The following is a 10,291-nucleotide window of genomic DNA, read 5'->3' on the forward strand; positions in this document are numbered from 1 at the left end:
CCCGCAGGGCTATCGGCAGATGTGCATGTTGCCGGCGTGCCGGCGCAGGGCTACCGTTCATGCATCGACTGTCCAGGGAGGTGGCGCCATGAAGACGCCGACGAAGCTCGCGCACATCGTGCTGCAGACCAATCAGCCGGCCGCCCTGCGCGACTGGTATTGCCAGGTGCTGGGCGCCACGGTGGTGCACGAGAACGACTTCATCTGCTTCATCAGCTACGATGACGAGCATCACCGGCTGGCCTTCATCAATCCGGGCGCCTTGGCGGCGCGCCAGCCGGGGCAGGGCGGCGACATCCGCGCCGGCGCCGAGGCCGGCCTGCACCACATGGCCTTCACCTTCGCCAGCCTGGGCGATCTGCTCGACACCTTCAGCCGCCTGAAGGAGGTCGGCATCCGGCCGTTCTGGTGCATCAACCACGGGCCGACCACGTCGATGTACTTCCGCGACCCCGACAACAACCAGGTCGAGCTGCAGATCGACAACTTCGATGACGTGGTCGACGGCAAGGCCTACATGCAGTCCGAGGCCTTTGCCAAGAACCCGATCGGCGTCGAGTTCGACCCCGACGCGCTGGTCGCGCGCTTCCGCGGCGGCGCCCCCGTCGAGGAACTGGTCCGCCTCGCCTGAGCCCAGGATTCGCATACGCCGTCGTTCACCCCTCTCCCGCTTACGGCTACAGTATTCACACATCGTGACTGTCATCCCGAGCGCAGCGAGGATCTCCCGCGAAAGACGCACGGTGCGCTGTTCGCGGGAGATCCCTCGCTGCGCTCGGGATGACAGGTAACGGGCGGCGTTGCGTGCGCCCACGCTGTCATCCGGGCACACGAAGAGGTGTTCTTGGGAACGATCGGAGAGCGTCTGACAAGAGCGCCCCGCGTGAAAAATCTTTGTTGGTGGCTGATGTCGGCTGATGCCGGGTTCAGTCGTCCTTGGGGCAGGCAGTCTGATGCTCGTGAGGGCCCCATGAAGCTCTACTACGGATGGGTCGTGGTCGCGGCCGGCGCGTTGATGGGCTGTGTCGCCATCGGCACGGTGTTTTCGCTGGCGGTTTTCCTGCAGCCGATCTCGGAGGCGACCGGCTGGTCGCGCACCGGCATATCCATGGCGATGACGCTCGACTTCATCACGATGGGAGTCGGGGCCTTCTTCTGGGGCGCGATCATGGATCGCTTCGGCCCGCGGCCCGTGGTGCTGTCGGGCGCGGTCCTGCTGGGCCTGGGCGTGGCGCTCGCCAGCCGCGCCGGCAGCCTGCTCGAGTTCCAGCTTGCCTACGGCCTGGTGGTCGGCGCTGCCGCCGGCGCGATCTTCGCGCCAACGATCGCCACGGTGACGGGCTGGTTCGAGAAGCACCGCAGCCTTGCCGTTTCCCTGGTGTCGGCCGGCATGGGCGTGGCGCCCATGACGATTTCGCCTTTCGCGGCCTGGTTAATCTCCACCTACGACTGGCGCACGGCGCAGATGGTGATCGCGGTGATGGCGTGGGTGCTGATCGTGCCCATTGCGTTGCTGGTGCGCAGGGCCCCTGCCGTCGCGGGCGATGGTGCGGCGCCGGGTTCCGTCACTCCGGGCGATCCCGGCATGAGCGTCGGCCAGGCGCTGCGCTCGCCGCAGTTCATCGTGCTGTCGCTGGTGTTCTTCTGCTGCTGCGCGGCGCATTCCGGCCCGATCTTCCATACGGTCAGCTACGCCATCGCCTGCGGCCTGGGGCCCATGGCGGCGGTCACGATCTACAGCGTCGAGGGCCTCGCGGGCCTGGGCGGCCGTCTCCTGTTCGGCATCGCCGGCGACCGGTTCGGCGCCCGCCCGGCGCTGGTCGCCGGGCTCATGGTCCAGGCCCTGGCGGCGGGCAGCTACTACTTCACGCGCCAGCTCGGCGAGTTCTATGCCGTGGCTGTCGTCTTCGGTGTCGCCTATGGCGGCGTGATGCCGCTCTACGCCGTGATCGCGCGCGAATACTTCCCGATGCGCATCATGGGCACCGTGTTCGGTGCCGCCACCATGGTGTCGGCGCTGGGCATGGCGCTGGGGCCGGCGGTGGGCGGCTGGATCTACGACACGTTCAACGGCTACGGCTTCCTCTATATCGGGTCGCTGGGCATCGGCATCGGCGCCGCCGCCATCGCGCTTGCCTTCCCGCCGTTGCCGTCAGCAAGCCGGCGCCAGCCGCAGCCGGCGTAGCGTTGATCGTCCGTCATCGTATGGCGTGATGCTGCGCGGCTGCCCTCTCTGTCATCCCGAACGCAGCGAGGGATCTCCCGCGAATAGCGCACCGTGCGCCTTGCCGCAGGAGATCCCTCGCTGCGCTCGGGATGACAGCAGGGCCATGTGCGATTGCCCTGCGCCCTCCGGGAAGAATTAAGTAGCAGGCTCCGAGCGCAGCGCGGGATGACAGCGCGTTCCCGCACTACATCTGCGGTCCGGCGCGCTTGCCGCTCATGACCCGCTCGCGGCCGCTGACGTCGTCCAGCGGCTGCAAGGCGCAGCTTGGCGCCAGCAGGCCGACCTGGAGCTTGGCCTCGACGAAGGCGACCTGCGCCGGTGCGACCTGCACCACCTGCGCGGTGTTGGTATCGCCGCAGCTGATGCGGTGCTGCCCGGGCGGGACGTCGATGCGGGCATAGCCGTCGCGCCACAGCGATGCGATGGGTTGCCCATCGAGCTGCACCGGCACGCCGGCCAGGAAGACAGCGTCGCGGGCGCGCACGATGTAGATCGCGCCGGCGCCCGGATTGGGCTCGAAGCGCTTGGCGTCCGCGTCCAGCGCTGTTGTCGCCGGATGATCCGGCGTGCATGCCGCCAGGGCGGCACCCAGGCCCAGCATCACGACAGCTTTCTTCATCGGATCGGTTCCTCTCGACACGATAAGCCTGTTCGAAGGCCGGCCACGGCCGCGACGAGGCACTGTTGGGCCGATCTGCGACAATGATAAGGCATGCTTCGTGCTCGTGGGAGCGAGGTGCGGCATGCGCCGCCGCCGCGTCGGTTGCGGCGGCGGCGATCCCGCTGCGTGATCCTCTCACAGCTTGTTGGCGGCTGATTGGCGTCCCATGAAGTTGTCGAAGGTGTTCTCGCAGACGCGGAACCACAGGATCGTCTCGTTGCGGAACGGCCGCCACGAATCATAGATCTTCTTGAACCTCGGGTTCTTCGCCGCGATCTCGGCATAGAGCTCCGTCGCCGCGACGAAGCACGCCTCCATGACGGACTGGGGGAATGGCATCAGCTTGGTGCCGGCGGCGACCAGCTCGCGCAGCGCCTTGGGATTCTCGGCGTCGTATTTGGAGACCATCAGCGTGTGCGCCTTGGCCGCGGCCGCCTCTATCACCGCCCGGTAGGCCTTCGGCAGCTCATTCCATTTGCCGAGGTTGATGTATGCCGATGTCTGTGGCCCGCCCTCCCACCAGCCCGGGTAGTAGTAATAGGGTGCGATCTTGTTGAAGCCGAGCTTCTGGTCGTCATACGGGCCCACCCACTCGGCGGCGTCGATCGTGCCCTTCTCCAGCGCGGGATAGATGTCGCCGCCGGCGATCTGCTGCGATACCGCCCCGACCCGGTTGCACACTTCGCCGGCCAGCCCTGCGATGCGGAACTTCAGCCCCTTCATGTCGTCGACGGTCCTGATCTCCTTGCGGAACCAGCCGCCCATCTGCGCCCCGGTGTTGCCGCAAGGCAGGCTATGGATGTTGTAGCCCTTGTAGAACTCGCCCAGCAGCTCGCGGCCGCCGCCCCAGTTGATCCAGGCATCCTGCTGCCGGGCATTGGTGCCGAACGGAATGGCGGTATCGAACGCGAAGGTCGGGTCCTTGCCGACATAATAGGCGCCGGCGGTGTGGCCGATCTCGACTGTGCCGTTCTGCACGGCATCGGCGACCTGCAGCCCGGGCACGATCTCCCCGGAGGCAAAGACGCGGATCTGGAACCTGCTGTCCGTCGCCTCGGCGACGTATCTCGCGAAGGTCTCGCCGGCGCCGTACAGCGTATCGAGCGACTTGGGGAAGCTCGACGCCAGGCGCCACTTCAGCTCCGGCATCGACTGCGCGATCGCCGGCGCCGCGAGCGTGCCACCAGCAACCATTGCGCCACTGCCCAGGCCGGCAGAGCGCATCAACGTGCGACGCTGCATGACTATCCTCCCGCGTTTGCTTCATTTGTTCGGCCCAGATTCCGCTGGACGAAACAATCTGACATGACGCGGGGCGCTTGGCAAAAGGCATGTCTCCCCGCTGGCGCGGGGACGGGATTCACACATCCAGTCTCAGAGCGCTTGCGTCCCGAAAAACAGGACTGTCATCCCGAGCGCCAGCGAGGGATCTCCCGCGAATGTCGCACGGTGCGTCTTTCGCGGGAGATCCCTCGCTGGCGCTCGGGATGACAGTGAAGATGTGCGAATACCGTAGGCCGGCGCGGGGAGACATGCCGATGGGTAGGCAGGTCAGCGGCCTATCGGGCGGTGCCGCGGGTTCAGGCCGGGCGCCGGGGAACGGGTCCCCCTATGGCCTGAACTGCAGCGCGCGCGGCACCAGCCGTGAGGGTTGCGCGATGATGCGGTAGGCATCAACGAGCCATTCGCAGATCAGCCGGCGCGTGTCGCGCGGATCGATCATCTCCTCGATCTCGAAGCGGTTCAGCGGCCCGATCGGGCCGCGCACGCTTTCGATGCGGGCATAGATCTCGGCGCGCAGCGCGGCGGGGTCGGCCGCCTCGGCGAGCTGCCGCTTGTAGGCCGCCTCGATGCCGCCTTCGGGCGGGATGCCGCCGACATCGGCCGCCGGCCAGGTCACGCGCACCGATGCCGCCGCGCGCGGCGTGGCGTAGTTGTTGCCGGCGACACCGAAGCTGCGTCGCATCAGCACCGTGAAGATCGGCACGTTCACCTGGGCGAAGGCCACCATCCATTCGCCGCCCTTGCGGATCGTGCCCGCGATCTCGTGCTCGATGCCGACCGCGAAGCCGGGGTTGTCGACCAGGTTCAGCACCGGCAGGTGGAAGAGGTCGCACAGGTCCAGGTGCCGGCGCAGCTTGTCGCAGCCGTCGGCCGTCAGCGCGCCGCCGTTGATGTGCCGGCTGTCGGAGGCGATCACGCCCATCGGATGGCCGTTGAAGCGCACGAACCCGGCGACCTGGTCCGTGCCCCAGAGCGGCCCGACCTCGAAGAACGAGTCCTTGTCGGCCATCAGCCGGATCGCCTGGCGCACGTCGAAGGTCGCGGTGCGCTTGCGCGGGATCAGCGTCAACAGCGCCTCGTCGCGGCGGTCGGCGGGATCGGCGGGATCGGGCGCCGCCACCGGCGGCACCTCGTAGACGCTGGCGGGCAGGTACGACAGAAAGCGCCGCGTCATGGCGATGGCGTCCTGCTCCGATTCGGCCAGGTTGTCGACCGAGCCGTTGCGGCAATGGATCTGCCAGCCGCCGAGGTCCTCCTTGGTGACCTCGTAGCCCATGGCGTGGCTCACGACCGGCGGGCCGGCGACGAAAAGCTGCGAGATGTCGCGCACCATCACCGAGAAGTGGCCGAGCACCGCCTTGGCCGCACCGATGCCGACCACGCTGCCCAGCAGCATGTTCACGACCGGCACCGTGGCCAGCTGCTCGACGAACATCGTGCTGCCGAGATGGCTGGGCAGGAACGACCCGCCGCCACCCACCACGCGCGGGCGGCCGGCCTTGATGGCGCCCGTGCTTTCCTTGGCCGATGCCGTGCCGTCCTGCTTGGGCACCATGGTGGCGACGCTGCCACCGCCGGAGGAGCCGTCGAGCAGGCGGATCGAGGGCACGCGCATCTCGATCGACAGGCGGTCGAGGTAGCGCGACTTCTGGCCGATCGCGCCATCGGCATGGCCGCCGCGCGAGGTGAAATCGTCGGCGCACACGATGCAGGAGCGGCTTTCGATGCGGCCCTGGCCGCCGACATGGCTGGCCGGCGTGAACGCCATGACCTCGCCGTCCTCGTCGAAGGAGGCGAAGCCCGCCAGGCTGCCGATCTCGCGGAAGCTGCCGGGATCGAGCAGCGCATCGATGCGCTCGCGGCAGGTGTGCTTGCCGCGGTTGCGCTGGCGCACCACGCCGGACTCCTGCGATTGCGGCGCCAGCCGCGTGTGCGCGATCGCGCGCAGCGCGTCGACCTTGGCCAGCATCGGCGTCCAGCCGCCGTCGGCTGTTCCACGCGCCGCGGCAGCGCCGCCATCGGCCGATGGCCGGATCACGGCCAGGATCTGGCCCGCATCGACCGCGTCGCCGGCCGCCAGCGGCGCCAGCCCGGCGATGACGCCGGCGCTCGGGGCTGTCACCGCCGTCTCCATCTTCATGGCCGTGACCACGAACAGGGTGGCGCCGGCGCTGACCTGCTCGCCCTCGCGCACGCTGACATCGATGACCGATCCCGCCTGCGGGCTTTCGACGCCGACATGGCCGTCGGGCACGGGCAGCGACGGCCTGGCAGCCTGCGGCGCGGCTGCCGTGCCGCCCTGCCGGCCCAGCGCCGCCGCCTGCTGGTCGAGCAGCTGCAGCGTCGCCGTGGCGGAAGCCGAAGCGGCTTTCATCGGCGCCTCGCCGAGCAGGGTGGTGCGGGCATCACCGGCCCGGAAGGCGGGATGGGCGAGGATCGCGCGCAGCTGCGCATTGTTGGTCGGCACGCCCGTGACATGGAACTCGTCGAGCGCGCGCTCCATGCGCGTGATGGCCGACTCGAAGCTGCCCGAGGAATTCGACTGGCTGATCAGCTTGGCCAGCAGCGGATCGAACTGCGGCGGCGGCGTGAGCCCGACATAGCCGCAGGCATCGACGCGCATGCCCGGGCCGGACGGCTCGCGGTAGGCGCTGAGCGTTCCCGTGCCCTGCGCCACCACGCGCGCCTGGATGGCGAAGCCGCGCGGCGCCGGCACCGCCTGCTGGCTTGCCAGGCCCAGCGCCGCCAGCGTCGCGCCGGCGGCGATGCGGAACTGCGCCTCGAGGAGGTCGAAGCCCAGCACCTGCTCCGTGATCGTATGCTCGACCTGGATGCGCGGGTTGCACTCGATGAAGAAGTGCTCGCCGGACTCGGGGTTCACCAGGAACTCGATGGTGCCGGCGTTCTCGAACCGCGCCGCGCGCGCGAGCTTCAGGGCATCGGCGAAGATGCGCTGGCGCAGGCCGTCGTCGAGGTTCGGCGCCGGCGCCACTTCCACGACCTTCTGGTTGCGAAGCTGCACCGAGCAGTCCCGCTCGTGCAGATGCACGACATTGCCCTGGCCGTCGCCCAGCACCTGCACCTCGATATGGCGCGGCCGCGGCACGATCTTCTCCAGGAACACGGCGCCGTCGCCGAACGCCGCCTGCGCTTCGCCCTGGCAGCGCGCGAATGCCTCGTCCATCTCCTCGGCGCGCGCCACCACGCGCATGCCGCGCCCGCCGCCGCCGGCCGACGCCTTCAGCATCACCGGATAGCCGACGGATTGCGCCAGCGCCTTGGCCTCGTCGCCCGAGGCCAGCGCGCCGGGCGCGCCCGGGACGACGGGAATGCCCTGTGACTGGGCAAAGGCGCGCGCCTCGACCTTGTCGCCGAACAGCACCAGGGTCGCGGGCGACGGGCCGATGAAGCGCAGGCCCGCGCTCTGGCAGCGCTGCGCGAAGTTGGCATTCTCCGACAGGAAGCCGTAGCCGGGATGCACGCAGTCGCTGCCACTGTCCTTGGCGGCGGCAATGATGGCGTCGACGTCGAGATAGGGGCGCACCGGGTCCGCGGCGGCATTGCCGATGGCGCGTGCCGTGCTCGCCAGCCTCGTATGCAGCGACAATGAATCGGCCGGCGTGAAGACGGCGACAGACTCGATGCCGAGCGACGCCGCGGCCCGGGCAATGCGAACCGCGATCTCGCCGCGATTGGCGATCAGCACACGCTTGAACATGGGACTCCCTCGGGAACTCTGTCATCCCGAGCGTAGCGAGGGATCTCCCGCGACAGGAGGCCCCCCTGCCGGGAGATCCTTTGCTACGCTCGGGATGACGGTTTCGATCTAACTGGTGCGAGCTGTGCCGGCCTCGCTCAGGCCGTGCGGCCGCGGATGAAGGTGCCGATCTCGACGCAGCCGTCGCGTCCTTCGGAGAGGATGGGTGCGAACAGCGGGAACACGTGCAGCATGTTCGGCCACACCGCCAGGCGCACCTCGACGCCCGACGTGTGCAGCTTCTCGGCGATGCGCGTGGCGTCGTCCAGCAGTGTCTCGGCCGTGCCGACCTGGACCAGGATCGGCGGCAGGCCCTCGAGGTCAGCGTGTAGCGGTGCCGCCAGCGGCGTCCTGGCGTCCTTGCCGCCGAGATACATGCCGGCCATCCACAGCAGCCCGGCCTTCTGCACCATGGGATCCTGCGCCGCGCGCGCCGTGATGCTGTTGCCGATGCCCTCGAGGTCGACCCAGGGCGAGATCATCACGGCGCAGCCCGGCAGGCCGAGCTTGCGGTCGCGTAGATTGACCAGCGTCGCCAGGGTGAGCCCGCCGCCAGCCGAATCACCGGCGATCGCCAGCCGGTTGGCGGCAATCCCCTGCTGCAGCAGCCAGCTCCACGCCTTCGTCGCGTCGTCCACGGCCGCCGGGAAGGGGTGCTCCGGCGCCAGGCGGTAGTCGATCACCAGGACCCGCGCGCCCGATGCGGCCGAGATGTCGTAGGCCAGCCGCCGGTGCGTGGCGATCGAGCCGATGGCATAGCCGCCGCCATGCAGGTACAGCACCGCCCGCTGGGCATCGCAGCCCGGCGCGGCCACCCATTCCGCAGGCACGCCGCCGGCATCGACCTTCTCGCACCTGGCGTCCGGCGCGCCGCCCAGGACCTCCGCCAGCTTCTCGAAGCCCGCGCGTGCGTCGGCGACGCTGGGCTTTTCGGGGGCGGGGCGCGAGCGCAGCAGGGTGACGAGGCTGTCGAGCTGAGCGATGGTCATGGAAGATCGTCCCGAAGTTGGTGCGGTGCCCGCAAGAGTGCGGACAACGGGGACAACAGTTCAAGCCGCCCGTGACCGAAGGTTCGCGCCGTGGAACTCGCCTGTTCACTGCTCAGCATTGCCATGGATGTTTGTAACAGTGTTATTGTCTGTGTGTTGCACGTCTGATAGAGCACGGAGATATCGGAAAGGATATCCATAACACCGTGATGGAATGAGCGCGAACCAGACCGATGCGACGGACGCAGCGGTCAGCGGAATGCTGCCCCGGCTTGGCGCCTGGAGCCGGCAGACCTATGGCGCCGGCGCGGTGGTCGAGAGCGTGCGCTCGCTGGGCGGCCACTCGGCCGTCACGATCGGCTTCGACGTGCGCGTCGAAGGCCGGATCGTGCAGCGGCTGGTGCTCAAGGCGCCGCCGGTGGGCGTCAACCGCAAGAACAACTTCGATGTGCTGCGCCAGGTGCCGATCCTGCGCCTGCTGCAGCAGCAGGGGATCCCGGCGCCCCGGGCCGTGCACTGGTCCGAGGACGAGCGCCACTTCGGATCGCCTTACCTCATGATGTCGCGGCTCGAGGGTGCGTCGCTGCCCGACCTGTTCGGCCCGCAATCGGGCCTGGGAGTCGCGGACGCTGCCGGGCTCTTCGCCGAGCCGGTCCGGGCTCTGGCCAGGCTGCACGCCATCGACGCGCGGTCAGGCCTCGCCGGGTGGAATGCCGTGCGCCTGCCGCCGGCCGAGATCGATCATTGGGTGCAGGTGCTGCGCAAATCGAGCAACGCCGACTGGATCGCGCTGGGCCTGGATGTGCGCGATCGCCTGCACCGCACGACACCCGACGACGTGCCGATCGGGATCGTCCACGGTGATTTCTATTCCAACAACTGGGTCTTCGACGGACGGCGCCTGTCGGGCATCGTCGACTGGGAGGGCGCCTCGATCGGACCGAGCCTGCTCGATCTCGGGTGGGTGGCGATGATGTACGACAAGGCGAGCTGGGGGCCGATCCGCCGGCGCACGATGGATTGGCACCCGGGCCCGGATTTCTTCGTCAGCCTCTACCGCAGCCTCTCGCCGCTGGATCTCAGCCGTATCGGCTGGTACCGCGCGCTCGCCGGCTACCGGCTCGCCTGCATCACCACCTACTACTACGAGCGGCATCGCACCGGAAAGGTCGACAACCCGGCGTGGGAGGTCCTGGGCGAATCGGTGCCGTTCATGCTGCACCGCGCCATGGACCTGCTCGCCTAGCCCAACTTTCCCTACTGGCGAGTAGCGAAGGCAGAAAGTGTAATCGAATCAACGGCGGCTCGTGAAAGGTCTTCACTACATGGCGGGCTCGGGCTGGCGGTCGAGGGCACCGGCGGCAGTGATCCTG

The 10,291-nt window shown here is 68.6% G+C and carries 7 protein-coding genes; 3 read left to right on the forward strand and 4 right to left on the reverse strand.

Annotated features, from left to right (window positions below; all coding sequences use genetic code 11):
• Positions 1–88 precede the first annotated feature (88 nt).
• Entirely contained in the window at positions 89–631 is a 543-nt protein-coding gene (locus tag FHP25_RS10630) for a VOC family protein (protein WP_147846905.1), read from the forward strand.
• 339 nt (positions 632–970) lie between these two features.
• Complete coding sequence (locus FHP25_RS10635; protein ID WP_147846906.1) at positions 971–2,185, forward strand: MFS transporter; 1,215 nt, start codon at positions 971–973, stop codon at positions 2,183–2,185.
• A gap of 226 nt (positions 2,186–2,411) precedes the next feature.
• Here FHP25_RS10635 and FHP25_RS10640 read toward each other — a convergent pair whose 3' ends face one another.
• The 4 genes from FHP25_RS10640 to FHP25_RS10655 all read right to left on the reverse strand — a co-directional run bounded on the left by FHP25_RS10640 (position 2,412) and on the right by FHP25_RS10655 (position 8,918).
• Positions 2,412–2,846 carry a hypothetical protein gene (locus FHP25_RS10640; protein ID WP_147846907.1) on the reverse strand — a complete coding sequence of 145 codons (435 nt, stop codon included), beginning with the start codon at positions 2,844–2,846 and terminating at the stop codon, positions 2,412–2,414.
• A 177-nt stretch (positions 2,847–3,023) separates the two neighbouring features.
• A complete protein-coding gene (locus FHP25_RS10645) occupies positions 3,024–4,130 on the reverse strand; it encodes a TRAP transporter substrate-binding protein (protein ID WP_147846908.1) in 1,107 nt (368 codons plus the stop codon).
• Positions 4,131–4,497: 367 nt separating this feature from the next.
• Complete coding sequence (locus tag FHP25_RS10650) at positions 4,498–7,890, reverse strand: carboxyl transferase domain-containing protein (protein ID WP_147846909.1); 3,393 nt, start codon at positions 7,888–7,890, stop codon at positions 4,498–4,500.
• 137 nt (positions 7,891–8,027) lie between these two features.
• On the reverse strand, positions 8,028–8,918 hold the full coding sequence (locus tag FHP25_RS10655; protein ID WP_147846910.1) for an alpha/beta hydrolase: 891 nt from the start codon (positions 8,916–8,918) through the stop codon (positions 8,028–8,030).
• A 214-nt stretch (positions 8,919–9,132) separates the two neighbouring features.
• On the opposite strand from FHP25_RS10655, the gene FHP25_RS10660 reads away from it, so the two are divergent.
• Positions 9,133–10,164, forward strand: a complete 1,032-nt coding sequence (locus FHP25_RS10660; RefSeq protein ID WP_147846911.1) for a phosphotransferase family protein — start codon at positions 9,133–9,135, stop codon at positions 10,162–10,164.
• The last annotated feature ends 127 nt before the right edge of the window (positions 10,165–10,291 follow it).

Source organism: Vineibacter terrae (assembly GCF_008039615.1).
Classification (GTDB): Bacteria; Pseudomonadota; Alphaproteobacteria; order Reyranellales; family Reyranellaceae; genus Vineibacter; species Vineibacter terrae.

Bases quoted from the DNA above. Each gene is read 5' to 3' on its own strand.
- FHP25_RS10660 (WP_147846911.1), top strand. From the start codon at position 9,133: ATGAGCGCGAACCAGACCGATGCGACGGACGCAGCGGTCAGCGGAATG.
- FHP25_RS10645 (WP_147846908.1), bottom strand. From the start codon at position 4,130: ATGCAGCGTCGCACGTTGATGCGCTCTGCCGGCCTGGGCAGTGGCGCA.
- FHP25_RS10635 (WP_147846906.1), top strand. From the start codon at position 971: ATGAAGCTCTACTACGGATGGGTCGTGGTCGCGGCCGGCGCGTTGATG.
- FHP25_RS10650 (WP_147846909.1), bottom strand. From the start codon at position 7,890: ATGTTCAAGCGTGTGCTGATCGCCAATCGCGGCGAGATCGCGGTTCGC.
- FHP25_RS10640 (WP_147846907.1), bottom strand. From the start codon at position 2,846: ATGAAGAAAGCTGTCGTGATGCTGGGCCTGGGTGCCGCCCTGGCGGCA.
- FHP25_RS10655 (WP_147846910.1), bottom strand. From the start codon at position 8,918: ATGACCATCGCTCAGCTCGACAGCCTCGTCACCCTGCTGCGCTCGCGC.
- FHP25_RS10630 (WP_147846905.1), top strand. From the start codon at position 89: ATGAAGACGCCGACGAAGCTCGCGCACATCGTGCTGCAGACCAATCAG.